General features: G+C 42.5%; 25 protein-coding genes and 1 riboswitch. Of the genes, 14 read left to right on the plus strand and 11 right to left on the minus strand.

Annotated elements, in window-relative coordinates; genetic code table 11:
• The first annotated feature begins 77 nt into the window (after positions 1 to 77).
• Together OCV88_RS10260 and OCV88_RS10265 are read left to right on the plus strand one after the other, a co-directional pair.
• Positions 78 to 473, plus strand: coding sequence for a CBS domain-containing protein (locus OCV88_RS10260; protein ID WP_158425423.1), 396 nt, complete (start codon positions 78 to 80; stop codon positions 471 to 473).
• Between the two features lie 209 nt (positions 474 to 682).
• Positions 683 to 904: a hypothetical protein gene (locus OCV88_RS10265; RefSeq protein WP_158425424.1), complete on the plus strand. Its 222-nt coding sequence runs from the start codon at positions 683 to 685 to the stop codon at positions 902 to 904.
• A gap of 123 nt (positions 905 to 1027) precedes the next feature.
• On the opposite strand, the gene OCV88_RS10270 is transcribed toward OCV88_RS10265, so the two are convergent.
• The 5 genes from OCV88_RS10270 to OCV88_RS10290 form a co-directional block, all read right to left on the minus strand.
• Positions 1028 to 1672, minus strand: a complete 645-nt coding sequence (locus OCV88_RS10270) for an ABC-2 transporter permease (RefSeq protein WP_158425425.1) — start codon at positions 1670 to 1672, stop codon at positions 1028 to 1030.
• The gene (locus OCV88_RS10275) at positions 1672 to 2514 is read right to left on the minus strand and encodes an ABC transporter ATP-binding protein (RefSeq protein WP_158425426.1); all 843 of its coding nucleotides are present in this window, start codon (positions 2512 to 2514) and stop codon (positions 1672 to 1674) included. The genes OCV88_RS10270 and OCV88_RS10275 overlap by 1 nt, the downstream gene beginning before the upstream one ends.
• Entirely contained in the window at positions 2515 to 2892 is a 378-nt protein-coding gene (locus OCV88_RS10280; RefSeq protein ID WP_158425427.1) for a GntR family transcriptional regulator, read from the minus strand. It lies immediately after the preceding gene.
• A 230-nt stretch (positions 2893 to 3122) separates the two neighbouring features.
• Complete coding sequence (locus OCV88_RS10285) at positions 3123 to 3404, minus strand: DUF2325 domain-containing protein (RefSeq protein ID WP_158425428.1); 282 nt, start codon at positions 3402 to 3404, stop codon at positions 3123 to 3125.
• 151 nt (positions 3405 to 3555) lie between these two features.
• Entirely contained in the window at positions 3556 to 4473 is a 918-nt protein-coding gene (locus OCV88_RS10290) for an AEC family transporter (RefSeq protein WP_158425429.1), read from the minus strand.
• A 385-nt stretch (positions 4474 to 4858) separates the two neighbouring features.
• Here OCV88_RS10290 and OCV88_RS10295 point away from each other — a divergent pair, with 385 nt between their 5' ends.
• A complete protein-coding gene (locus OCV88_RS10295; protein ID WP_158425430.1) occupies positions 4859 to 5569 on the plus strand; it encodes an ATP-binding protein in 711 nt (236 codons plus the stop codon).
• Positions 5570 to 5649: 80 nt separating this feature from the next.
• Here OCV88_RS10295 and OCV88_RS10300 read toward each other — a convergent pair whose 3' ends face one another.
• Both OCV88_RS10300 and OCV88_RS10305 read right to left on the minus strand, forming a co-directional pair.
• Entirely contained in the window at positions 5650 to 6438 is a 789-nt protein-coding gene (locus tag OCV88_RS10300) for a DAPG hydrolase family protein (protein WP_158425431.1), read from the minus strand.
• A gap of 145 nt (positions 6439 to 6583) precedes the next feature.
• Entirely contained in the window at positions 6584 to 9007 is a 2424-nt protein-coding gene (locus OCV88_RS10305) for a YhgE/Pip domain-containing protein (protein ID WP_262591174.1), read from the minus strand.
• A 220-nt stretch (positions 9008 to 9227) separates the two neighbouring features.
• Between OCV88_RS10305 and OCV88_RS10310 the strand changes: the two genes are divergently transcribed.
• The 6 genes from OCV88_RS10310 (at position 9228) to OCV88_RS10335 (ending at position 14481) form a co-directional block, all read left to right on the plus strand.
• On the plus strand, positions 9228 to 9824 hold the full coding sequence (locus OCV88_RS10310; RefSeq protein WP_158425433.1) for a TetR/AcrR family transcriptional regulator: 597 nt from the start codon (positions 9228 to 9230) through the stop codon (positions 9822 to 9824).
• Between the two features lie 109 nt (positions 9825 to 9933).
• Positions 9934 to 10048: riboswitch (FMN riboswitch) on the plus strand.
• Positions 10049 to 10402: 354 nt separating this feature from the next.
• Positions 10403 to 11506 (plus strand): bifunctional diaminohydroxyphosphoribosylaminopyrimidine deaminase/5-amino-6-(5-phosphoribosylamino)uracil reductase RibD, encoded by a 1104-nt coding sequence (ribD, locus tag OCV88_RS10315; protein ID WP_158425434.1) that lies wholly within the window; start codon positions 10403 to 10405, stop codon positions 11504 to 11506.
• Positions 11488 to 12126, plus strand: coding sequence for a riboflavin synthase (locus OCV88_RS10320; protein ID WP_158425435.1), 639 nt, complete (start codon positions 11488 to 11490; stop codon positions 12124 to 12126). The genes ribD and OCV88_RS10320 overlap by 19 nt, the downstream gene beginning before the upstream one ends.
• A 12-nt stretch (positions 12127 to 12138) precedes the next feature.
• Complete coding sequence (locus OCV88_RS10325) at positions 12139 to 13341, plus strand: bifunctional 3,4-dihydroxy-2-butanone-4-phosphate synthase/GTP cyclohydrolase II (protein ID WP_158425436.1); 1203 nt, start codon at positions 12139 to 12141, stop codon at positions 13339 to 13341.
• Between the two features lie 26 nt (positions 13342 to 13367).
• Positions 13368 to 13835: a 6,7-dimethyl-8-ribityllumazine synthase gene (ribH, locus tag OCV88_RS10330; protein ID WP_158425437.1), complete on the plus strand. Its 468-nt coding sequence runs from the start codon at positions 13368 to 13370 to the stop codon at positions 13833 to 13835.
• Positions 13819 to 14481: an HAD family hydrolase gene (locus OCV88_RS10335; protein ID WP_158425438.1), complete on the plus strand. Its 663-nt coding sequence runs from the start codon at positions 13819 to 13821 to the stop codon at positions 14479 to 14481. Before ribH ends, OCV88_RS10335 begins: the two co-directional genes overlap by 17 nt.
• Before the next feature lie 318 nt (positions 14482 to 14799).
• Here the strand turns inward: OCV88_RS10335 and OCV88_RS10340 are convergent, their stop codons facing one another.
• Positions 14800 to 16242: a B12-binding domain-containing radical SAM protein gene (locus OCV88_RS10340; protein WP_158425439.1), complete on the minus strand. Its 1443-nt coding sequence runs from the start codon at positions 16240 to 16242 to the stop codon at positions 14800 to 14802.
• Positions 16243 to 16437: 195 nt separating this feature from the next.
• Between OCV88_RS10340 and OCV88_RS10345 the strand changes: the two genes are divergently transcribed.
• Entirely contained in the window at positions 16438 to 16779 is a 342-nt protein-coding gene (locus OCV88_RS10345) for a hypothetical protein (RefSeq protein ID WP_158425440.1), read from the plus strand.
• A 116-nt stretch (positions 16780 to 16895) separates the two neighbouring features.
• Here OCV88_RS10345 and OCV88_RS10350 read toward each other — a convergent pair whose 3' ends face one another.
• Positions 16896 to 18161 (minus strand): MFS transporter, encoded by a 1266-nt coding sequence (locus tag OCV88_RS10350; protein ID WP_158425441.1) that lies wholly within the window; start codon positions 18159 to 18161, stop codon positions 16896 to 16898.
• A 15-nt stretch (positions 18162 to 18176) separates the two neighbouring features.
• On the minus strand, positions 18177 to 18980 hold the full coding sequence (locus tag OCV88_RS10355) for a DAPG hydrolase family protein (protein WP_158425442.1): 804 nt from the start codon (positions 18978 to 18980) through the stop codon (positions 18177 to 18179).
• Between the two features lie 204 nt (positions 18981 to 19184).
• Between OCV88_RS10355 and OCV88_RS10360 the strand changes: the two genes are divergently transcribed.
• Positions 19185 to 20099 (plus strand): LysR family transcriptional regulator, encoded by a 915-nt coding sequence (locus tag OCV88_RS10360; protein WP_262591179.1) that lies wholly within the window; start codon positions 19185 to 19187, stop codon positions 20097 to 20099.
• Here OCV88_RS10360 and OCV88_RS10365 read toward each other — a convergent pair.
• Entirely contained in the window at positions 20080 to 20970 is an 891-nt protein-coding gene (locus OCV88_RS10365) for a LysR family transcriptional regulator (RefSeq protein ID WP_158425444.1), read from the minus strand. The genes OCV88_RS10360 and OCV88_RS10365 overlap by 20 nt on opposite strands.
• 201 nt (positions 20971 to 21171) lie before the next feature.
• Here OCV88_RS10365 and OCV88_RS10370 point away from each other — a divergent pair, with 201 nt between their 5' ends.
• The 3 genes from OCV88_RS10370 to OCV88_RS10380 all read left to right on the plus strand — a co-directional run bounded on the left by OCV88_RS10370 (position 21172) and on the right by OCV88_RS10380 (position 26527).
• On the plus strand, positions 21172 to 22602 hold the full coding sequence (locus tag OCV88_RS10370; protein WP_158425445.1) for a non-oxidative hydroxyarylic acid decarboxylases subunit C: 1431 nt from the start codon (positions 21172 to 21174) through the stop codon (positions 22600 to 22602).
• Between the two features lie 91 nt (positions 22603 to 22693).
• Complete coding sequence (locus tag OCV88_RS10375; RefSeq protein WP_158425446.1) at positions 22694 to 22903, plus strand: non-oxidative hydroxyarylic acid decarboxylases subunit D; 210 nt, start codon at positions 22694 to 22696, stop codon at positions 22901 to 22903.
• 189 nt (positions 22904 to 23092) lie between these two features.
• Complete coding sequence (locus OCV88_RS10380) at positions 23093 to 26527, plus strand: S8 family serine peptidase (protein ID WP_158425447.1); 3435 nt, start codon at positions 23093 to 23095, stop codon at positions 26525 to 26527.
• Positions 26528 to 26563 lie beyond the last annotated feature (36 nt).

Raw genomic sequence — 26563 nt, forward strand, 5'->3', positions numbered from 1 at the left:
GGCAGGCAGCAGGCGTTAAATATTAATGCCGCAGCTACCCTTTTTAATAATTATTATAAAGATTCAGGAGAAAAATAATGAACGCACTTATGTTACTGAAAAATAAAGATTCGGTTTCTTACCTCTATGAAACAGATTCCATACAAACCGGCCTTGAAGAGCTCCACCGACATGGTTATACTGCAATTCCCGTACTGACCCTTGAGGGTACTTATGCAGGAAGTATCAGTGAAGGAGATTTTCTGAGACATCTTGTAAAACATTCAGGAAAGGGCTTTTCTTCAAATACCCAGATCAGAGAAATTATGAGAGCAAACTTTAATCCGGCAGTACGGATTGATGTGGAGATGGAGGAATTACTAGAGCTTTCCATGAAACAGAATTTTATACCTGTTGTAGATGACCGTGACTTTTTTATTGGCATTATCACCCGGCAGGATATTATTAAAGCAATCGTACATGCAAAAAACTGATTTTTTTATGAAAATCAGTTTTTTTGTATCAGTTAATGCGGTTTTTGACAAGCTCCAGCACAATACAGCGCATTTTCTTCTGCATAAAATATTCTCCTTTACAAATACTGATAACCTAAGCATTCCTTAAAATAATGTATTTATATTTTAAAGAAGCGATTTAGAAAAATGTAAGTCTGTTAATTGAACAAAACAAAAGGAGTATTAAAATGTATGGAGAAAAAGATGTGCAAAAAACAAAAAAAGCATACGATATGCTGGAAGATTCCTCTTTTAATGATTATGATTATCTGGGCAATTCTGCTTCTGCCCATGATTGTACCGGCCTTATTCCGTCCGGCCCCGTGTCAGAAGAAGAACTGCTTTCTTACAAAGATGTGTATGCATTTCCCCCTCCGATTCTAAAGGTAAAAAAAGAAAAAGAATCCTGATTTTCCTGTCCGGACTGCGCGCTGATGTGAGACTGCCTTTATGACTGTCCCTACCACATGGCGCGCATTTTATCTCTAAACCAGCCAGGCCGCGATATTTTTTACTTGTTTGCAAAACTTTAGTTACAAGTCCTTTTTCTCGTATAATTTCATGGAAAAAATAACTGACAGGATTATGGCAGCTGCACAAATTACCGGAAGGGCAAGCAGAATCTGATGCCAATATCGTTCTAGTATATCTGCAGCAGCCATGAAATCCTGAGACTTTGAAAAAGCTGCCAGTATCAAACAGGGAATCAGGAAAATGGCTATGCAGATCATTCTTCCTTTGGCAGCCCCAAACCGCACAATAACAGGAACGCTGACTGCCAGATAAATCAATGCTACAGCTATACAAGCCGCAAGTCCGATACTTCCTTCCTGGAGATATTCTGCCGTTTTATTTCCATGAAGCAATGTTGCTCCCGCAAGAGAGAGAAATGCAAGGACCACGCCGCAGGCTGTTGCAATAAGACATAGAATATAAATACTGCCGATGATCTGACGTCTTGAAACCGGCAAAGCTGCCGTTAACACATCCCACTTATACTGTTCCCACTGCACCAGCATTCCAATAATAAAAAATATGGAAAAAAATATTACAAAAGTTCCGGCTGTATCTGAGAAACGTCCAAATACTCCAAGCAGACAATAAATAATCAAAAATGCAAGATAAAGATAAATTGTCTTCTTCATACAGCTTAATTCATATCTTAACAATCCACGCATTATTTTCTCTCCTTCTTCCACAACAGCATCATTTCTTCAATGGTCACAGGCTCCACAATCATCCCGTCAGGCACTCCGTCTGCACATACCAGGGCTTGAGCGCCAAATGCATTTTCTGATACTCCAAGCACCATATCAGGAGCAAGCTTACGGATCTGCTGGATGCTTCCCTTTACAAGACAGTAAGATTCCAGCAATTCATCCTTATTTTCAGAAAAAATAATTTTCCCATTATCAATATAAGTAATATAATCACATATTTTTTCCAGATCACTAAGTATATGAGAAGATATCAGAATACTCCGTTTTTCATCCTGTATAAACTCCAGCAAAAGATCCAGCACCTCATTTCTGACAATGGGATCCAGCCCACTTGTCACCTCATCAAGTATCAGAAGCCTGGCATCATGAGACAGTGCTGCTGCAATTGAGAGCTTCATCTTCATTCCTTTTGAATAATCTTTAATATTCTTTTTTAAATCCAGCCTGAACATGCTAAGATAATCATAAAAAACCCGGCTGTTCCAGTTTTGGTAAATAATACGCAGTGCTTTTTCTATCTGAACTGCATTCACGCCTGGCGCAAAAAAAGTTTCATCCAGCACCACTCCAAGCTTCTCTTTGATTCTGTTTTCTTTCCCGGTAAATACTTCTCCAAAAACAGTAACCGTTCCGCTGTCCTTTTTGTTTATTCCCAGCAGATTTTTTATTGTAGTACTTTTTCCAGCCCCGTTCTTTCCAATAAAGCCCATAATAGCCCCGCCCGGAATGGAAAAGCTTATATGATCTAGTACAAATTCCTGATATGTTTTACAAACATTGTCAACTTTTAATGCTTCCATTTAACTATTCTCCTCATAAAGCAGCTTTAGCATATCCCAAAGCTCTGTCAGACTGATATCGCACAGCTTTGCCTCTCTGACAGCCGTTTGCAGGCATTCTTCCATTTCTTTTAACTTTTGTTCCCGCAAAAAATCCTGATTAACTCCTGCTACAAAACTTCCCTTTCCGGTATAAGATACAATAAATCCTTCCCGTTCAAGCTCCTCATATGCCCGCTTTGTAGTGATTACGCTGATTTTCAGTTCCTTTGCCAAAAAGCGCATAGATGGCAGCGCATCTCCTTCTTTTAGTTCTCCGGTCATAATCATATTTTTCATCTGCGTGACAATCTGATCATAAATGGGCTGACCAGCTGCATTTGTAATAATAATATTCATAGGATCCTCACATTTAACTGTATATACTTTGTTATATTGTGTATATATTATATATACAATATTTGCAACTGTATGTCAACACATTTTATACAAGAAAACTTTCCTGCACAAAACAAAAGAAGCCTCAGATAAATCTCTGAGACTCCCTTATTATGAAAGTAATTTGATAAAAATGAACTATAATTAACAATTTCCTGAAATATCACTGTCTTTTGCAGCCGGCTGACAGCCTACATACAATACTGCTCAAGAACTCCGTGCAGAGCCGCCGCACTGCTTGTATGAATCCTCTCGATCTGTACATTATTCCTTTTAGCCTGGGCAACTGCATTATTTACCATCTTATGTGATACGGTATTAGTAAACAGAATAATCAAATCCGGCACGCCGACTTTCTTCTTAAAACCGCCTTTTTCTTTTACCATTACTTTGGCTTTACATCCATACTCCCTGCAGATATTTTCATATTGCGAGACCATTCGTTCATGGCCGCCGATGATTACTACGCTCATAATTCCCTCCTGTTCAAGATATCTATATTTGTTCCGCTTTTAGTTAGCTTTGACTAACTATAGTTTTGCACATTTAACACAAAATAGCAAGGTTTTAAAGTGAGAATCTTTTCCAATAATCATTTCAGGCAAAATAGCCGTTAACTTTTCTTTATTTCCACAGCACAGAAGCCAGCATTATAATCAGAGGCATTGCAATAATAGATAAAATCGTACACAGACAAACTGTTTTTACCGCTCTGGTATAATCAAGACCTTCTTTTTGTGCAAATATTGCCACATTAGCGCCAATAGGAGCAGATGCGGAAATTAGTAAAATCAGTTTCATCTGATTTAGAGAAGCAGGCAGCAGGCAGAGAACTCCTACAGAAACCAGAGGAATAATGACCAGACGGGAAAAACTGCTCCAATATAAGGTCCTATCTGTAAACATTGTTTTTATATCAGCCTGAGCCAGATAAATTCCAAGAATAATCATTGCCACAGGAGCATTTAATTCACTTAGTGCAGAAAGAGATGTATTTACAACTTCCGGCAGTGGAATTTGAAACAAAAAAATTACAACGCCGATTACAGTTGCAATAAGAATGGGATTTGTAACAATGTTTTTTCCGGAAATAGCTTTTTTATCCCCTGTCATTATGTATACACCATATGTCCATTGAAGAAACAGCAGGATAGCCACAAACGCAGAACAAAAAAACACAGCTTCGCTGCCCATAACCGCTCTTACCAGTGGTATCCCCATAAATCCGCAATTGGAAAACGCAACTCCAATATTTTCAATTTTATCCCTTTTTCCAAACAAAAGCATTGAAATCACCATAGATACAACCAGCAGTAACGCTGAAATAGCAAAGGATAACCCCAGCCCTGCCGCCTTATCCGGCGTTCTGTCCACACAATAGGAATGAATAATAACCGCCGGGAGCACCACATAAAGAACCAGATTTGATAATTCTTTACTGCCCTGCTGACTGATCATCCTCTTTTTATACAGCAGATACCCCACTCCCATAAATATAAACATACAAATTAACTGTTTTAATAGAATAACCGCTTCCTGCACTTTTTAACTCTCCAATCTTTCTCAATTATGTACTAATTCGGCCGCCGCCTGCAAAGGGATGGCTATTTTTATAAAAAAGAGACTGCATTCACAGCCCCCTTACATCCTGTTGTATTTTTAAATAATTTTTTTTAATTGTCAAGGTATTATTTCGCATCAGATCTTTCAAATATATATTTTATGCAGTCTTTCCACTTTGAAATAACAAATGAAAAATTGTAAAAAAATAAATTCTATTCATTTTTTGTTGTTAGTACAACTGATTTTTCATAATAAATAGATTATAGTTACTTCAGAACAAAAAAATACGTTCTGTAAACAATTTCGGATAAGTGAAGCTCTCTATCCGGAATATGCAAACTTTAAATATATCAGGAGGGAATGTATGATACGTAAAATTATTAAAATTGATGAAGAAAAATGTAACGGATGCGGCCTGTGCGCCAAAGCCTGTCACGAAGGCGCCATCGGAATGGTAAACGGCAAAGCAAAACTTCTGCGGGAGGATTATTGTGATGGGCTGGGAGACTGCCTGCCGGCATGTCCTACCGGCGCTATTACCTTTGAAGAACGAGAGGCTCCTGCTTATGATGCAGCAGCTGTAAAAGCTGCACAGGAAGCCAAATCAGCCGCTGCTGCACCGCTTCCATGCGGCTGTCCGGGAACTCAGGCAAAAGCTATTTCTCATCAGAATGCCGCCCTTAAGACTGCTCCATTATCAGACAGTCCAAGCAGGCTTTCCCAGTGGCCGGTTCAAATTAAACTGGCGCCGGTAAACGCACCTTACTTTGACGGCGCTAATCTTTTAATCGCCGCTGACTGTACTGCATATGCTTACGGAAACTTTCATGAGAAATTTATTAAAAACCATATCACCCTCATCGGATGTCCAAAACTTGACGAAGGCGACTACTCTGAAAAATTAACAGAAATTATCCGTCAAAATAATATTAAAAGTGTTTCTATTGTCAGAATGGAAGTTCCATGCTGCGGAGGAATTGAACACGCTGCTAAAACCGCACTGCAAAACAGCGGAAAATTTATTCCATGGCAGGTATATACAATTTCAACAGACGGCCAGATTTTAGACCGCTAAAAGACAGATGCCGCATTTCAAAAAAGATGTTCTCTGACTGTAACAGCCAGCAGAACATCTTTTTTCTTTTGGCCGGCAGCTTACAATACAACCGGTCCGTTCTCTGCAATATACTCTAATGTTCCATCCTCTTTTTCCCTGACACTCAGGTCACATGGTACACTCTGGGACGGGTCAGGATGGTTTTTCCATAAATCAAATAGCTTTGGAAGAAACACTGGCCACTGAGAAGCTTCATATTCTGCATGGCTCTTTGCATCCTCCGGTTTCTGAGGCTTGGCATCAGGATTTTCCAGAATAAAAGCCGGGGGCTCTGTGATCTTCGTATTAAAAAATGACGCCGTTATATGTATGGAACCTCCCGCGGCCTCTTCCCACATGTGTACGGTGGAATCAACAAATTCTCCTTTTCTGTTAAAGATTCCCTCTACCAGCACATGCTTTAGATGTGTCTTAAACGGAAACATATCCAGTCCCAGTCTGTCAATCTGTATCCCATTTCCACCGAATACCGGAATACCCGGAACCATTGATTCTGAAATCATATGAGCAGATCCTAAAAAACCATACTTCCACGGCTCTCTTACCCAGGTAAAACGTTTATGGGCTCCCGGAGCCCAAAGATAATAGCCCTTTTCCATATTCGCCCACCACCAGTCAAGCATTTCCGGCGTTACCCCCGGCAGAAAATGCTGGCACTGCATACCCATTCTGTAACCACGGTCTATATACTGCTGCTTCATTTCAAGCTCCGGAATAAGCGGACTGGGTCTGTCAAGAGGCGTATAAGCCAACGTGGGAACATGAATATTATCCTGAAACGGAATATATGTCTGTCCCCCGTTAGCTGCCATACCTAATTCTTCCATAAAAGTATCCTCCTGTTACACATTCAGTTTTTTCTGTCAATATGTTTCATATAATAGCCGTTTCTTCCATAATTGTCAAAAATACTTTTCATAAAAATGTACCCTTGGGGATAACTTTTTTAATTCCAATCACCTTTATTTTCTGCTAGATCAATCCGTATTTTTCCAGCAGTGCCGTGGACGAGGATTTTCCCTGTCTGATCTTTGCGGCCCTTCGTTCAAATATCGTAAAGGACGCTGCTGAAAATACTGCCGCGAAAATAAGCAGAAATACAATATCTGACCGGAAACTTCCCTGACCGCAGATTGTTTTCCGAAATGCGTCCACAGTATAACTGAAGGGAAGGAAATTATGAATTTTCGCTACAAATCCTCCCGAAACCTCTATTGGGTAAGTCCCTGCGGAACCTGCAAGCTGAACAACCGTAAAAATCAGCATAACAAAGCTTCCTACTTTTCCCATAAGGGCATTAAAGAAATATACTACAGAAATAAATGTAATGCCGGCCAGACTAGCGATTCCTATAGTGGCCCCCATTTTCTCCGGTTCAAAACCATTTACTGTATGAAGAATCAGGACCATTACTACAGATGCTGCTGCTATAATCAAATAAGATACTGACACTTTGCTCAGCCACCATTTTAGTCCGGATTTTAATTCTCCTTCATAACTATTTACCGGATAAATCAGGCAGAATGCGATACATGCAATCCACAGACCCACACACATCATGTAAGCCGCCATTGCATGGCCGTTATTGGCAACCTGTGAGCTTTCTGACTTTTGTGCATCTACGGGAGATGCAAACATATCCACGGTATCATTGCTCTTACTTACATCATTTATTTCTTTTGCGCCATCTGAGAGCGAGGATTTTAGTGTACTGCTTCCGGAAAGCAGCTGATCTAATCCGCTCCCAAGCTCAGCACTCCCGTCCTTAAGTGCCCCGCTTCCTTCTGCAATTTGAGCCGCGCCTGAGGACAGTTTGCTGCTTCCGGAAAGCAGAGCATCATTATTTGATACCAGCGCAGCGGTTCCATTCCAGAGCTGTCCCGCCGCATTTTGAATCTTAGAAATACCGCTTCCCAGTTCTGAGGACAGCTGAGCCGTTCCCTCATCCAGGGCTTCTGCACCGTTTTCAAGCTGTGAAGAACTTTTGTTTAACTGGGCCAGCCCTTCATTTACCTTTGAAACCCCCTGCGTATAAGCGTCCACCCCGGCACTTAGTCCGTTTTTTCCGGAAATTCCCTGATTCAGCTCTTCTAAACCAGCCGTCAAATCCTGGCTTCCCGGAATAATCTGCTGATCCAGTGTATCTTTTACTGCCTTTGTTCCGCTATCCAGCTGAGTAATAGCTGTCTTCGCCCCATCTGTTACTGTTGATGATCCGGCAACCAGCGTCTGATACTCTTTACTGCTCAGCAATTGTCCTATGGCCGCAGCGCCGGTATCATCCCCGGCAGCTAAAAGCTGTTTTTGTATCTGCACCAGGTTCTCGTCTACTGCCTGAATGCCGTCTCCCAGCTGATCAAGCCCCTGCTTTACTGCCTTAAGACTCTCACTGCCCTCCTGGGACTGTTTCCCGATTGTCTGGGACAATTCTTTTAGACCCGCAGTCAGAGTTTCACTGCCCTTCTGAGCCTTTTCTGCTCCGCCGGCCAGCTCCTCTGTTCCCTGTACTAAAGCTTTACTATTCTCCTTTAGCTGGGCCGTTCCCTCATAAGCCTGCTCCACACCGGACGTATAAGATGCAATTCCTGATTTTAAGCTTAATGCTCCCTGATTTAACTGGTCTGCACCCTCGCCGGCAGCTTTCTGCAACGTGTCCGTTCCATCCTTTAACTGACCCGCTCCGTCATTAATCCTGGCTGTACCATCTGTATAATCTTTTAAAGATGCCGTCAAAACCTGGCTTCCACTCTGAAATTCCAGGGTGCTGTCTGCCAGAGTCTGCAGATTTTCGGTAATGGTCTGATTTCCGGAAGAAGCATCCGAAATCCCCTGGGTAATTACCCCCGCTCCGTCTGCTGCTTCTGTCATTCCATCCGCAGCCTCTGTAAAGCTGTCAAAAACAGCCTGAGTATATTCTTTCGTTACCTCCTCTGAAACACTTTCTTTTATTTTTTCCAGTGCAGACTCACTCATCTTAGAAGCAATATAGTTTGTTCCCGGATTTGTTTCATATTTAAGCTGCATTTTTCTGGGATGCTCATCCATCAAAGTGGCTGCATTGGCGGAAAAATCTTCCGGAATTGTTATCACCATATAATAAGACCCATCCTCAATTCCCATTTTGGCTGCCTGTGCATTTACAAAATGGAATTGGAGTGAATCATTCTCCTTTAAATTTTCCACCAGACTGCTCCCAACATTCAGCTCCTTCCCATTATATTCTGCACTCTGATCCTTATTTACCACAGCTACCGGCAATTGATCCAGCTTCCCATAGGGGTCCCACATAGATCCCAGAAACAACGCAGTATAAATAGACGGAATAGCTATAATTGCAATTAAAACAATCATCAAAACTTTATTTTTCAGCAATTTTTTCCACTCCTGCTTTATCATTTTAAAAGCTCCTTTCTTCATAGCATAAATCGACACATATCTTATTATTAGATTTTAAAACTATTAATAGACATAGTGTTGCTTTTTTATTTTAACGGAATTATAATATAGGTACAAGATAAGAAGCAACCCACAATTATTCATATTTTTGTTGTTTTCTGAACATTTTTTATAGATTTGTCTATTAATTAAATCTTTTTTAATATTTGGGGAGGTTTTTATGGAACAAAAAATCGACCGGAGAATCCGGAAAACAAAATCTCAGCTCAGAAATGGCCTGGCTGCTCTGATGCAGACGAAAAGTATTAACGAAATTACTGTTAAGGAACTGGTAGATGCGGTAGATATTAATCGTTCTACATTTTATCTGCATTATACAGACATTTATGATCTGCTTCAAAAAACAGAGGATGATCTGCTAGAACAGGTAAAAGACATTATCCGTGAACACGCAAAAACTGACGACACCGCCGAAGCCACTTTTCCTTTTATGGAAGATATCTTTGAAACAGTAGATGCAAACCGCGAGATCTTTCAGGCTTTGGTAGGCAGCAACGGGGATATCTCCTTTATCCACAAGGTAGAGGATATTATTGCACAGAATACCATTTACAGGCTGGAAAAAATGTTTCCGGATAATGTACAGGATCTGAAATATTATTACTCTTTCTGCCTGACAGGCGCTGTAGGACTAATTAAAACCTGGATTACCGAAAACAGCCGGAAAAGTCCGGAACACATGGCGCGTCTTGCTTATCAGATGGTCACTAATGCCATGCAGTCCTTCTTTGAAAACGCAGCTCCTTTAGTAAAATAATACAATATCCCCACCTGTGATTTTACCCTGATGATTTTTATTATCACTAAATACCTGACTGCAAAACTTGACTTTCCCCGAAAAAGGAATTATACTGACATCAGTTACATAAGATCTTCAGGGCAGGGTGTAATTCCCTACCGGTGGTACAGCCCACGAGCCGCAAGGTATGATTCGGTGAAATTCCGAAGCCGACAGTAAAGTCTGGATGAAAGAAGATTTAGATGCAAAATTATTATGAATTTGTATTTTAATGCTCTGAAATGAAATCTCATTTCAGAGTTTTTTTATTTTACAGCACATACCTGTAAACAGGAACGAATCCTGACAGCCGGATTCATACTTCATTTCATAATTTTTTCTGCAGTTTCTAAGGCCCGGATGATCCATCCGGGTCTTTTTTGCTCTATAGGAAATACTGTGTTGTGAAAAAACTGAAAAGTACCGATTCCTATAGAGCAAAAAACGCTCCGCTGTGGATCGCACTGCGGCAGAGTGGAATTATGTTGCTCACGCAACCCGCCGCAGGCGGAGAATCTGCCGTGGCAGGATTCTTTTTTATTTTTGGAGGTGATTTTTTGACTGACACAGATTATATGAAACTTGCCCTGGATCTCGCTGATAAGGGCGCCGGTCTGGCAAACCCAAATCCTCTGGTAGGCGCCGTAATTGTAAAACAGGGACGTATCATTGGCAGAGGCTGGCATCAGGCTTATGGACAGCCCCATGCAGAACGCAATGCCCTTGCAGACTGTCTGGAAAATCCCAAAGGCGCTGATCTTTATGTCACACTGGAACCCTGCTGCCATTACGGCAAGACACCGCCCTGTACGGAGGCGATTATTAACGCAGGCATATCCCGGGTCATTATCGGTTCCTCTGATCCCAACCCGCTGGTTGCCGGAAAAGGTAAAGAAATACTGGAAAATCACGGAATTTCGGTTACACAGGGCGTACTGAAACAGGAATGCGATGCACTAAATCAAATATTTTTTCACTATATTCAAACAGGAACCCCGTATGTGATCATGAAATATGCTATGACAATGGATGGAAAAATTGCGGCTTATACCGGAAAATCCCAGTGGATTTCCGGTGCCCCTGCCCGGCAGCATGTACAGGAAACACGCAGAAGACTCATGGGGATTATGACCGGAGTTGGAACTATAATCACAGATAATCCCAGGCTTACCTGCCGTATTGAAGGCGCCCGTTCTCCCGTCCGTATTATCTGTGACACTCATTTAAATACGCCCCTTTCCTCTTATGTTGTTCAGACTGCCAAAACATATCCCACAATTTTGGCCACCTGCTGCAAAGATGAAAACAAACAGTCCGCCTTTTTAAATGCCGGCTGCCAGATTCTGATTACCCCTGTAAAGGATGGACATGTAGATCTCAAAGATCTCATGTTGAAGCTTGGAAAACAGGGAATTGACAGTATCCTGCTGGAGGGCGGAGCAGCCTTAAACTGGTCAGCGCTAAACTCAGGTATTGTGAAAAAAGTTCAGACTTATCTGGCTCCAAAACTACTGGGGGGGGCCGGCGCAAAATCACCGGTGGGCGGTATTGGAGCCAAAGATCCGGATCATGGCTTTTTCCTGTCTTTGCCGGCTATTACCGTAATTGGAACTGATCTGCTGCTTGAAAGTGAGGTGTATCCATGTTTACAGGAATCATAGAGGAAATCGGAACACTTAGAAGTATAAGACGGGCCGGTCCTTCTGCCGTTCTGACAATCGAAGCAAAAAAAATTTTAAAAGATATCCATCCTGGAGACAGCATAGCTGTCAATGGTATCTGCCTGACCGTCGTCTCATTTACGTCCGATACCTTTACTGCAGACGTTATGCACGAAACCATGGACCGGACAGCCCTTAAGCATTTGCAGAACAAAAGTCCCGTGAATCTGGAGCGGGCTATGGCATCAGACGGCCGCTTTGGCGGTCATATTGTCTCGGGACATATAGACGGAACCGGAATAATTACCAGCACAAAAAAAGATTCCAATGCCGTCTGGTATACAATTTCCGCAGATAAACAACTGCTCCGCTATATTATTGAAAAAGGCTCTATTGCCATAGATGGCATCAGCCTCACCGTTGCAGCCGTTACTGACAGAGATTTTTCGGTTTCTGTTATACCCCACACAGCCAAAGAGACCACACTGTCCCTGAAACATCCGGGAGACACCGTAAATTTGGAAAACGACTGCATTGGCAAATATATTGAAAAGCTGATGAATATTTCTTCACATTCATCAGGAATCACAAAAGATTTTCTGGCCAGATTCGGCTATTAAGGAGGAATGATTATGTTTCAGTTCAACACTATTGAAGAAGCTCTAGAAGATCTCAGGCAGGGAAAAATCATACTGGTGACAGATGACGAAGACCGGGAAAACGAAGGAGATTTTATCTGTGCCGCCCAGTTTGCCACAACTGAAAATGTCAATTTCATGGCATCTTATGCAAAAGGTCTGATTTGTATGCCCATGAATATTGAGATTAGTCAGAGGCTGAGATTTCCGCAGATGGTTTCAGATAACACCGACAATCACGAAACTGCCTTTACCGTATCCGTAGATCATATCAGCACTACCACAGGTATTTCCGCTGTAGAACGTGGATTCACCGCCAGGGCCTGCGCAGATGAAACTGCCAGGCCGGAAGATTTCAGGCGTCCGGGGCATATGTTCCCTCTGGTTGCAAAAAAGAACGGTGTGCTGGAACGATGCGGTCATACGGAAGCAACTGTTGATCTGCTGCGTCTTGCCGGATTAAAAGAATGCGGCCTGTGCTGTGAGGTTATGAAAGAAGACGGCAGTATGATGCGCCAGCCGGAACTAATCAAACTGGCTCAAAAATGGGATCTTAAATTTATTACAATTCATGATCTTTTAGAATACCGGAAAAAAGCCGAGAAACTGGTAACATGTGCCGCTGTCACAAAACTTCCCACAAAATATGGAGATTTTGTCGCTCACTGCTATGTAAATCAATTAAATAATGAGCATCATGTGGCACTGGTAAAAGGCGATATTGGAGACGGCAAAGATCTGCTGTGCCGCGTCCATTCTGAATGCCTTACCGGAGACGCCTTCGGATCTTTACGCTGCGACTGCGGGCAGCAGTTTGACGCTGCCATGACTCAGATCAGCCGCCAGGGCCGGGGTATTCTTCTTTATATGCGCCAGGAAGGCCGCGGCATCGGACTTGTCAATAAACTGAAAGCCTATGAGCTTCAAGATCACGGAATGGATACCTTAGAAGCAAATATTGCCCTTGGTTTCCCGGGAGACTTAAGAGAATATTACATAGGTGCACAGATTTTAAAAGATCTTGGTGTCAAAACCCTCCGTCTGCTGACAAATAATCCGGACAAAATTTACCAGCTTTCCGATTTTGGAATGGAAATTACAGAGCGCGTTCCAATTCAGATGAATGCCACTTCCCACGATTTGTTTTATCTGAAAACCAAACAGTCCAGAATGGGACATATCTTAGACTATAAATAAATATTTTAAAAAAAGGAGATTTTATCATGAATGTATTTGAAGGAAAACTTGTATCAGACCAGATTAAAATCGGCATTGCAGCCGCAAGATTCAACGAATTTATCACCGCAAAACTTGTAGGGGGCGCTATAGACGGACTGAAACGTCACAATGTACCGGAAGAAAACATAGATATCGCATGGGTTCCAGGTGCATTTGAAATTCCTTTCATCGCCTCTAAAATGGCCAAAAGCGGAAAATATGATGCTGTTATCTGCCTGGGAGCCGTTATCCGCGGAAGCACAACCCATTATGATTATGTATGCAGCGAGGTCTCCAAAGGCATTGCCCAGGTTTCTTTAAACAATGACATTCCGGTTATGTTCGGCGTACTGACAACAGAAAATATTGAACAGGCCATCGAAAGAGCCGGCAGCAAAGCCGGTAATAAAGGATATGATTGTGCAGAAGGCGCAATAGAAATGGTAAACCTGATCCATGCAATGGAATATTAAGCCTTCCACTCTCTTTTTTGACTATGACGGCACACTTCACCAATGTCTGGACATCTATGCGCCTGCTTTCAGGCAGACATACCGTGAACTGGTTTTGAAAGGTTATGCCGCCCCCCGCAGCTTTACTGACAGCGAAATCAGTCAGTGGCTTGGCCAGCCGGCCGCAGATATGTGGAATTCCTTTATGCCCTGGCTGCCAGAAAAAATCCGGGATGACGCCAGCCGGCAGATCGGTCATATTATGGTGTCCATGACCCTTAACGGAAAAGCTGCACTTTATCCTCATGTAACAGACACACTGAATTGTCTGAAAAAATCCGGATATCACCTTATTTTCTTAAGCAACTGTAAACACAGCTATATGATGGCGCACCGGAAAGCCTTTTGTCTGGACAACTACTTTTCGGGCTTTCACTGCATTGAAGATTACGGTTTTTCATCTAAATGGGAAATGTACCATCAGATTAGAAACCAGTACCCTCTGTCCCATGTTATCATCGGCGACCGGAACTCTGACTTTGAAATCGGAACCAGATTTGGTCTGCCTTCCATAGGCTGCACTTACGGTTACGGAACAGAGGAAGAATATAAAAATGCATCCATAAAGATTCACTGCATTTCTCAGCTGAAAGAATTGCTGCTTTGAGAAAAAATAACCGTTATTTTCAAAAAGATCTTTATATATCAGATGAGGGATGACTTCCGCTTCTGCAGGCGGGGAGTAACAAATTGGTATCAGTGGCGGGTGTCAATCCCCATCTGATATACGCTCCGCGAGGAGGTGCAGCGATTCGGAATAGAATGTTGTCAGCAAAGCTGACCCGAATCGCGCACCAAGTCTCGCAAAAGCGAGACTTGAAGCAAAATGCCGGGTTCTCTATGAACCACTCTCCCAATGGTTAGATTTTCAGGTCTGCCATTTGGGAGTGGTTCACCAAAACCCGGCGTTTTTCTATATTTCAAATCAACTTTTCCATTTGGGGAGACTTTCCTGCTGCTTTAAATACGGCAGTTCCTGTTTTAAATCCGCACATACGCTTCTATGCCATAAAAACTCACCCAAAAACAATATTTTATGTATACTGTCATCCCTGACAAAAGCCCGAAGCATTCTCTTAACAGAATAAATTCTTTCACTGGCGTAAATATGTTCCAGCTGCAGCTGATACGGTGTAATATTTTGGGGATAATGAACTACGTTCCCATTATATTTTGACCAGTTCTGATGCAAAAGCCGCTCCCGGTTCTGCTCATACACCGGGGTTCCCGGGACAAAGTACATAGACTGAATTAAAACTCCCTGTATATGGTTCTTTATTACAAAATCCGAAAGCCTTTTTCCAACTCCCGGCGTATCATAATCTCCCCCCAGAATAAACAGACCTCTGACACTAAGCCCATGACGACGTATATTTTGCACAGCTCTCTGTATTTCTTTTACCGTACTTTTTTTATGATATGCCTCAAAATTTTTATCCCCAATAAACTCAATTCCCATAGCCAGTTCAAAAAAACCGGCACGTTTCAACAAATCCAGCATTTCATCGTCAAATCCCACTTCATATCTGGCCTGGATGGTAAAACGATAATGGATTCCGCTGTCAATAATTCCCTGCAAAACAGACTTTGCCCACTCTCTGTCTGCGAAAAAATTATCATCCGTAATCCAAAGCCCTTTCAGCAAACGCGGAAAGCGTCCTGATTCAAAAAACTCAATGGACTGTTTAATATCCTCTATTACATTTTCCACGGGTCTTGTGCGAACCTTTCTCCCGAAATGCCGCACCAGCGCACAGTAATCGCAGTTATGGGGACAGCCTCTGGAAGCATGAACCTGAGGCCATATGGTGTTATAATGTACACGATCATGATATTTGTATACCAGATAGCGGTCGGGAATGGTATCTATTTTTTGAGGCGGCTGCCTGTTGCCGGTAAAAATAAGCTTTTTTCCCTTTCGGAAAGCCACTCCCGGAAATGTTATTTCTTCCTCTTTCTTTAACGCTTTCAGCAGCTCTAAAATAGACTCATCTCCCTCGCCTACCAGTACGTAATCACAATGTCTGGATGCCTCTTTATAATTCATAGACGCATGAAGACCGCCAAGTATCACAACTGCATTTGTATGATGCCGGAAATAATCCGCTATTTTGTATCCCCGGTTTGCATTAAAAGTAAAAATACCGATAACAATTACATCTGCATCTTCCACATCCGATCTCACAATTTTGGAAATAGCTTCACTGTACATAAAAGTATCTTTTACTTTTTTCTTAACAATGGTTGCAAGAAGGTTTAAACCAACAGAAGGCGTCCGTATATATCTGTCATACACAAAATGGTTCTGCAATGACGTCTTATAAGGCCGCTCCCCGGGTTCAATAAACCTTATTTTTCTGATCTTCATCCCCAATAACCTGTCCTCTCCGCAGACTCTGCTTTTCTTATATTATAAAATATACTTTCTTCTGCCTCAACGTATTTTTTATTTCTTTCTTCTGGTTTTTTTTTAAATTTGTGCTAGAATAAAAATAATTTTAAGAGTTTTTTTTGCAGGCTGTACAGTCTGTATCTATTGAAAAAACAGAAAGGGATGCTTTTTATGGCAGAAATTGTTATTTCCATTATTTTCGGCATAATTGCCATTGCCTGTCTGACGTATGGTATTTGCGCCTGGCATTGTAAAGGGCCTATATTGATGAATAAATATATTCTGGCCTGTGATGAAGAAAAATCTGCATTGAAAAAACAGAGTGACGAAGACAAAAAAGCAGACTACCGCTTTACCGCAAAAATATTCTTCGGCATTGCTTTGATGTTTTTCTTTGTAGTTCCAGGTGTTCTGATTGATGTTGCTTTTTGCTATTTATCTATACTCACAGCCATCATTCTTGCAATAACCGCATTTATTGCTCTGTTTAAAAATGGGGCAAAGAAATATTAATAACACAAATGCCATACCCACCAAAAAAAGACAAGGGATAAGCTCCATTGTCTTTTTTTAGGTCAGTTATTAAAAGTACTATCAAAATTTTATTGTAATATCTACTGAAAAATGCCTTACTCTGCTTTTATTAATACAACTGTCAGAATCAGTCCTGCTACATCTGCAATCAGCAGAATTACATACAAACCGCTGTAGCCAAAAGCTGTCTGAGATAAGATACCGGCCAGTACAATACCGCTCTGGCGAACAATCGTATTTAATGGTGCAATGGCTTTATTTGCCTGAATGAAATCATACCTTCCAAAACAGGTTCCTATCATAGACGGAATCAGATTTCCTATTCCTCCGATACCAATTCCTACCATAATAATACTGATCCATACACAGACAGCACCTGCAGGCTGCAGCAGCAGGAACAAAATAGCAACAATATACCATATGCCATAAAAAACACAGGCTCTTTTTGTGCCAAGCTTACTGTCCAGATATCCCCAGAAATAGCTGCCCCCGATTCCGATAACCGCAGCAATGGAAAGCATCATAATAGCGGATGCCGCATATTTTCCATCTGCCACGATGGACAATCTTGGAATCAGCTGTGAAACAATTCCCACTGTTGTTGCCCACATTAGTCCAAGTCCAACGCCAATCCCCCAGGTATTTCTGTTTTTCAGCAGATTTTTCATGGTCCATTCTGATACATGGCTCTCCAGCAGCTTTTTATTCTTTTCAATTTCTTCTTCAGAAATTTTTTCATTGTCCGGGTAACAGCCGATCTCCTCCGGACTGTTTTTTACCCAGAAGAAGGATACAATACCAAATACAATAATGATACATCCAAAAATGGTATAGGCTCCGCCTACAGAACCGGTTTTTTTGATAAACGCTGTCAGCATAATTACAATAGTGGCCGTACAGACAGGCATCCCCATTGTGGCCCACCCAAGAGCCGTTCCTTTTTTCTTGGGAAACCACACATTCATAATATTATTGGGAATCAGATTCAGCTGTACATTAGCTACAATAAAATTAATAGCAAATATCATAATAATAAATACCAGGAAATTAGACGTATTAGCAAATACAAGCACCAGCGCTCCGGTAATGATATTGATAATTCCAGCCGCTTTTCTGGTTCCGGTTTTTTCAATGATTACAGCAAATAAAACTGCCCCCACAAGTGCCACCCAGCCGGACATTCCAGCCAAAGATGTGATCATCCCCGCATTCCAGCCATGCAGCTGTTCAAACTGTGCCGGATAGAAGTTCAGACCGTCAGTGCTGAGGGCTGCGGAAATATAATAGCTGATTCCCGCGTAAATAATCATAAGCCATCCCCATGTACCAAAATTATTGCTGACTTTATTTTTGTTCCCCATCTACATTCTCCTCCTTTAATCCCAGTTATCTTTCTGCTCCGGATACAGCTTCGGCAGCAGATCCGCCAGATTTGCAAATTCTTTCATATTGTGTGCCAGCAGCATTTTGGGTTTTATCATTGGTGTAATCTCCCCATCTTTTAACAGTTTCACCGGTTTGCCTCCGATAATATGCCAGCCCAGCCAAAACCTAGAGCGCAGCTCAATCCCATCCTCTGTCTCCCTTACAAAATGACACATAACCTCCGCACTTGCCTGGGGATCCTTTCGGATTCCGGAATTGGCTGTGACAATAGTTCCACATGCCTTTGTTCCAATTTTTTCTTCCTCAAATCCCATTTCAGAAGGTTTTTTAAAGCAGGCGAACAATTCATCCGGTCCACCTCCAATATCCTCACGGATCAGATGTGTAGTTCCCCAGTATTTTTCCTTCAGTGTCAGCTTTTCAGATCTTCCCTGAGCCAGATTCATACTGCGGGCATCGTAATGATCCTCCGGATCCCAGATCGTATAACGCAGTTCCCCAAGTCCGTGCCATGCAAACCACCAGTCGAACATTTCTACCGTAACCCCCGGCATTTTTGTGTAATTTGCAATATAGCCGCTTCCGTCTTCCAAAACGCAATAACCTGTTTCCACCGGAAAATATCCATCCTCAAATAAACGGTTTCTGTCCTGAATCTCCAGGGCCTGCGCCGGATCCATAGGCTCCTTAAGCGCCTTAAGCTTTTCTTTCTGGATCTCTACTAATTCCTTGTAATAATACTTTGCATACCCAAGCTTCTTTTGTTCTTCTGTAATTCCTACTCTCTCGCCCATAACATCAGCCTCCTTCAAACTTGATACCTACATTTTATAAAATAATTTGTACCATGAGAAATGATTATTTCTCCCCAATTTATAACTATTAGTTATAGATATATCATGTATCTTATCAGCATCTGTGTTACAATAATAAAAAACTGTATTTGTGATTTCGTTTTTTAGAAAACAAGAGAAAAATATATACGTGGAGGAATGATTATGGTTTGTGATTATGCTCTTTCAGCTGTCACTGTACAGCAGATTCAGATATTTCTTCAGCTTGCCAGGACAAAAAATTTTACCAGAACTGCTGACAGCCTGAATATGACGCAGCCCGGCGTCAGCAAAAGTATTGCTTCCCTTGAAGCAGCCCTTGGCTTTTCTCTGTTTGAGAGAACCAGCCGGAAAGTTGCTCTCACACCGGAAGGGCGGATTCTGTACGAGACATGGCTCCACATTCCCGCAGACCTTGATAACGGTTATCAGACAGCCAGACAGGAAAACGCCAGAATTGCTTCTGTTTTAAATATTGGAATCACCGATACTACAGACAGTTTGAAATATTTCTGGCCCGTTGCCAGAGAATTTGCAAAAGCATTTCCTGATATAAAATTGAATGTAGAGAGCGAGAACATGAAATCTCTTCAAAGCAGACTGGCAGAAGGCATTTACGATCTTATTTTTCTTCCTGATTTCGAACATTACAGTCTGGATAAAAATAAAATCTGCTGGAAATATGCAGCAAAATCAAATGTCCAGATTATTGTACTCACTGACAGTCCCCTAAGCCGTAAATCCATGCTGACAATGGAGGATATTATAAACAAAAAAGTAACAGCCCTAGACCCGGAATCCAACCCCAATTTCCTTCACTCTCTGAGAGAACTTTATGCACAATACGGAAAAGAACCTGTACTGGGACAGCTTTACAGATCTAATTTTCAGATTCGATATGCGCAAATGACCCAGGACTGTATCCATATTACAGACGACTTCTGGTCTTATACTCCTGATACTGTAAGCAGAAAAATCCCGCTGATGGGTCACTTCAACGGGATTATATGCGCATGGAATCCGGAGATATCCAAGGCGTCATTAAAAAATTTTCTTGGTTTTATTCCGTCAGACCGCTGAATGACTTCAGCAGATCTGCCAGCTTTCTCTGCTGCCGGTTTAAGCTTACTCCCTTTGGAAAGATCAGACCGCAGACCGTCTCCATAGAATCTGCCAGCGGGATACGAACCAAATCCGGATATTCTCTCACGGAGAACATCTCTTTTGGCAGCACTGATAAGAGCCGGTTTCCTCCAAGCATATTAAACAGTACCGTATGCCTGTTTATAATATGAGAAATACGGATAGGAATCCTCTGTTCATGACAATTTTCCATAAACTGCTGATAGATCTCTGATTTCGTATTAAGCATGGCAAATTCACAATCTCTAAGATCTGTCAGCGCCAGTTCTTTTCTTGTGCCCAAAGGATGGCTTTTCCCACAGATGATTACCAGCTCATCTTTCAAAATGGGAATCGTTTCGTAATCCCGAAGTAACTTTTCCGAAAACCTGGCAAATCCAAAATCAAGCTGTCCGTTATCTACTTTACGCAAAATGTCCGTCTGTTCCAGCTCCTGAATTTCAAGCTGAATATCTTCGTATTTTAACTGGAACTTGGCAAACTTCTGATTCAGCTGATAGGCTTCTGTAATAGGCAGCACCCCCAGCCGCAGCCTGTATTTTTTCTCAGGTCCTCTCTGCCCTAACAGTAACAGCATTTGTTCATAATCCCCGTATACCTTCTGGGCAAAGCTTTGAAACTGTATGCCTGTATCTGTAAGTATTGTTTTTCTCTGACCGCGCTCAAACAGACACGTATGCAGCTCTTTCTCCAAAGTTTTTATTTTCTTGGATACTGAAGACTGAGACAAATTCATTTCATCTGCCGCCCTGGAAAAATTCTGTTCTCGGGCAAGCATAAGAAAACATTCAATCTGTTCAAAATCCATAATGCTTCTCCTTTCATCTGCCTGTATAGCCTGACAGACATACCGCCCCGGCCAATAGCAGTACTTGAATTATATCATACTGCTTTTTTCTATTCCAGTTAGGAATAGTTATAAGGGATATTGGAATTGCCTTTTTTCCAGGTCCTGCTAAACTAAATATCAGAAAAACATAAACGATTTATTATAACAAGGAGGAAGCTTATGTCTAAAATATGTACCTGCCTCAGGGAGTTTCTGTCTCTTCTGGAAGAAGAAGATCAGCTTATCCGCATAAAAGAGGAAGTGAATCCCGAACCTGATATCGGTGCAGCGGGAAGAGCTGCTGCAAATACACCAGAAAAACCAGCCATATTTTTTGAGAAAATAAAAGGGTACAAAACCCCGGTGGTTACTAACGTACACGGTTCCTGGCAGAGCCATGCACTGATGCTTGGCATGGATAAAAATACCCCGGTAAAGGAACAGTTTCTGGAACTGAACCGCCGCTGGGATAAATATCCGGTGGAACCTGAAATTATAGAACGCAGCGACGCTCCCTGTAAAGAACACACCATTACCGAAAACATCAACCTTTTTGAACTGATGGCCCTGTACCGGATTAACGAACAGGACGGCGGTTTTTTCCTGTCCAAGGCTGCCGTTGTCACAGGTGATCCCGAATTTCCTGATGACCTGAACAAATTAAACGTTGGAACCTATCGGATTCAGGTAAAAGATAAAGATAAAGTGGGAATCCAGGCCCTTGCCTTCCATGATATTGCCATCCAGCTAGAAAAAGCCGAACGGAAAAACGAACCGCTGCCCATTGCTATTGCCCTGGGAAATGCTCCCCTTGTCACCTTTATGGCCAGCACCCCCATTGCCTATGACCAAAGCGAATATGCATTTGCAGGCGCCCTGCAGAACGGAACTCCGGTGCAAATTGTAAAAGCCGATACCTGCAGCCATCTGTATGTTCCGGCTTCCTCTGAAATTATACTGGAAGGCTATATTATTCCAAGAGTACGCCAGGTGGAGGGACCCTTTGGAGAATTTCCAGGTTCTTACTCCGGCTGCCGGAAACAATGTGAAATTAAAATTACACATGTAACCCACAGAACCAACCCGATTTTTGAAAATCTTTATCTTGGCATTCCGTGGACAGAAATCGACTATCTCATGGCATTAAACACCAGTATCCCCCTGTTTAAACAGCTGAAAGAATCCATGCCTGAAGTAGTTGCCGTTAATGCCATGTACACTCACGGAATGGGAGTTATTATTTCCACCAAATGCCGATATGGCGGCTATGGAAAAGGCGTTGCTTTTCGCCTGCTGTCCACCCCCCACGGTATGCCCTACTCAAAGGTAGTCATTGTCGTAGATGAATATGTGGATCCCTTTAACCTAGAACAGGTTATGTGGGCGCTGACCACGAGAGTCAGACCGGATAAAGATGTTACCGTTATTCCCAACTGTCCCGGCATGCCTCTAGATCCCTCCAGTGTCCCTGCCGGTATGCACAGCAAACTGATTATCGACGCCACTACTCCTGTAGCCCCTGAGCCAAATCCCCGGGAAGTAGAGCTTTTAAAACCACCGGCCGGTACAGATAAATGGGAAGCAATCATCCGTAATTATTTTAATTGTTAAAACCAGAAAATCTGACAGATCTTCTGTTGAAAGAAAAGCGTTTTTCAACCTATCAAAAACTATTGAATTTTACTCAGAAAGGAAATTTTATATGAATTGTCCAAGATGTGAAAGTACACATATAAAAGTTATGGCCAAGGCGCCAAAAGATCATGCATGGGAAGTATTTCTCTGCGAAACCTGCTGCTTTTCCTGGCGCTCCACGGAATCTATAAAAGTCCATGAAAAGTTTAAACTGAATGAAGAGAAAATAAAAAACATGCAGACCATTCCTCCGGTTCCTCCGCTGTATGATCTGTAAGGTTTTGATACACAGTTTTTTGTATTGTTCAGTCCGGCTGTATTTTAATTATACAGCCGGCTTTTTATATTTCCTTTCAGTTTCCATAGTCCTTTGCCATTATATATGTTAGAATGCATTTATCTGATAAATTAACGGAAACACATATTTTTATTGTGTGTTTTCTAACACAGAGAGGAGATTACTGTTATGAAAAAATTTTTTTCTGTCTTTTTGATCTGCCTTTTAATCATCGGCAGCCTTCCTCTTACAGCCTTTGGCGCTCAGGGGAAAACATCAAAAGGCAAACCAACAGCCAATGACTATCAGCCCGGCGAAGTCATCGTATGTATGACAGCCGAACAAGCAAAGAGCCGTCAGTCCGGCCTTCTGGCAAATGCCAAGGTACTGATGGAGCTTCCTGCATCCACAGAATCACAGGGAACATCCACCAGATCTCTGAGCAAATCCTCAGCCGGCACATCCCAGGTTCTGGCCCTGGTTACTGACAAGAACCGCTCTACAGAAGACCTTATAGAAGAGCTCTCCGATGATCCACGGGTTATTTTTGCAGAACCCAATTATAAAATCACACCATTCACAGATGAGCCCGCCATGCTTTTCACAAAAGACGGAAATATTACAACTGCAGATACAAAAAACAGCTCCGATACTTTATCCCGGGATACTTCTTCCTCACTTCCGGACATGACAGACTATCAGTGGGCTTACAATAATACCGGAGAATATTTTGGCTCTCAAAAAGGATTTGACATGAATATCCCCGGCTGGAACCAGCCCTCCGGAGAAAATAAAGATATTGTAATCGCCGTACTAGACACCGGTGTAGATGATACCAATCCGGATTTAAAAAACAAGATGTGGAACCGGGGAAACTTAGATCTGCCCGGCGGAGAACACGGCATCAGCTTTGCAGACTGGAATGCACTAGAAGACACTTCTGATCCGGATGGCCACGGTACACACTGCGCCGGAATTATCGGAGCTCAGTGGGGAAACGGCGGTACTTCCGGAGCTTCAGAACACGCAAAAATCATGGCCCTGCGCTTTGGATCTGATTTAGAATCTATAATCTTATGTTACGCTTATATGGAAGAGGCCATTAACCAGGGAGTAAATTTAAAAGCCGTTAACTGTTCTTTTACAACTGCAGGTACCTCTCAGTCACTGAATCTGGCCGTAGAGATACTGGGAAAACTTGGAGCAGTTTCTGTATACGGTTCTGCAAACTCCGCAGCAGATAACGATAAAACCCATATTTTATCCTCTACCTTTGTCAGTAATCCATATGCGGTAGTCGTAAATGCCTCCAATTCCTACGGAAAACTTGCTTCCTACAGCTGTTACGGCATACGCACCACAGATATCGTTGCCCCCGGTACTCAGATCTTATCCACCGGTCCGGAATTTCAAAGCAGCTATTACCCGGAATTTACCAATGATAATCTTTTCTATGAAGGATTTGAAAATGGAGACGGGTCTCTGGCTTTTTATACAACATCAGCTCCCAAAAACGGTAAGCGCTGCGGAGAAATTGTTTCTGAAAAGCCATATAACGGAACCTACAGTCTGAAACTTAAGGGCTCCAAAGAGCTGACAACCATATACTCTGAGCCTATGGATCTAACCGCACTTGACGGCTTTAATCCGGATGCAGAATACCGTTTTTCTCTTTCTGCTGCCGGGGGAGGTGATCAGGGCAGCGCCGGACTTTCAATTTCAGTCAAATTAACTAACGGAGAGTTCACTTCGCTGAGTGGCCCTGTATCCATGGACGGCGGATTCGAGTCTAATACCCAGGCTGAGCAGATTTTACCTGAAAATACGGATTATAAACATTTTCAGTTCCGCCTCGATTACGCCCCTGTGACATTAGATTTTTCAGACGGATTCGCTAAGGCAGAGCTAACAGACGGCTATATCTATATTGACAATATTGGCATTGGGGAAGGTGTTTTACCGTTTTTTTATTCAAACGGAACATCCATGGCCACACCTGCCATTACGGGCGCTATAGCAGTATTAGCTGAACGCTATCCAAATGATTCTCCTGCCAAACGCGCTGCCCGGGTAATTGGAAGTGCCGCAAAAAATGAAGAATTTAAAGATATCTGCGTTTCAGACGGCGCTGTTGATCTTTCAAAGTCTGCCAATCCCAATCCGGTTGTCAACTCCGCTGATATTAAAGAAGATTCCGTTGTCATTGACGGCTACTTTTTTGGAAATCAGCCTCAGGTAACCATTGACGGGAAAAATGTAACGATTTATTCTTCTGAATCCACCCCTGAAGGTGGCAGCCGGCTGACAGTTTCAAAACCCCAGGGACTTTCCGGTCTGTGCAGAGTTTCTGTAACTTCCGCTTCCGGTGAGGGACATCAAGCCTTTGATTTTGGCCAGGCAGCAGACGCTTCATACTTTGAGCATACTCTGCCCCTGCCGGAAGATACAAGCTTTTACGACGCAGAAAATTACCAGATCGTTCCATATGGGGAATACCTGTACTTTTTTCCGACACTTTCACTAACGTACAACCCCGTAGATCAGATCTGGCGTTTTCATCCGGATACCCAGACCTGGGATCAGATTAAACTTCCGGAATCCCTTATGTTTTATTCATCCTCTGCCGCAGTATGGCAGGATACGCTCTACATCCATGATTTAATATACATGGGAATTTTTACTTACAACGGCAGCAGCTGGGATATGCTTCCGGACCCTGACGCCAAATTTCCTATTACCGGCGGAAGTCTTGTAAATGCCAGTGACAGCCTCCTGCTCATGGGCGGTCTATCTTCGGACAGCAGCACAAATTCCTGGCAGCATAATCATACGATTTACAGCGTAGATCCAAAAACAGCTTCCTTAAAAGCTGTCGGTACCAGCTCCCGGGATGCAAAGTTCCCATATATCAGTGCCAATGACGAAACGCTTCTGGTTACAGGAGGACTTAGCCAAAGTAACCAAAACGGCATGCTGCCAGGAGCAGAACTTCTAACCCTGCAGAATGGAACCTATGTGGAGAAAAAACTGGATCTTGATTCCATTACAGAGCGTTCCATTTCCGGCTTTGCCAGCGCTCCTGTTAAAGGAGGCTATCTAATGATTGGTTCAGAAAGTAAGGACGGCACTACCGATACATACTTTGTAAGCAAGGACGGAAGCATAAGTCTTTACGATAAAAGGGTGTCGAATCTGGCACTGTCCAGTCCATCTGCAGCAGCATATAACGGACAGGTTTATGTATTAGCGCATACTAACACAGGAGATCACAGCTATATCTTTAAATCCACCTCTGCCCAAACACTGGATATGGAGCTGAACCCGAATCCGGAAACTCCGGTGGAACCAGAGGACCCAGAGAAACCAGAGCAGCCCGGCGATACCCAAGATCCGGGACAAAATAATGATCCAGAAACACCGGGAGATACCCAGAAACCGCAAAACCCTGATCAGTCTGATACAAACTCTGATCAGACGATTTCTGACAGGGAAACTTTGGCAGACGCAAATGTCAAAACCGGAGTCTCTGATTCACGAAATATTCTGTTTTCCGTTCTTGGGCTGTCAGGCGCCGGCATCCTGACTGTGGTATTGCTGCAAAAACGCAGAACTTACCGCAGATAATTCTACTTTGCACCAGCACGCATCGTCACACAAAGT

It is taken from the genome of Brotonthovivens ammoniilytica (genome assembly GCF_025566885.1).
GTDB classification, from domain to species: Bacteria; Bacillota; Clostridia; order Lachnospirales; family Lachnospiraceae; genus Brotonthovivens; species Brotonthovivens ammoniilytica.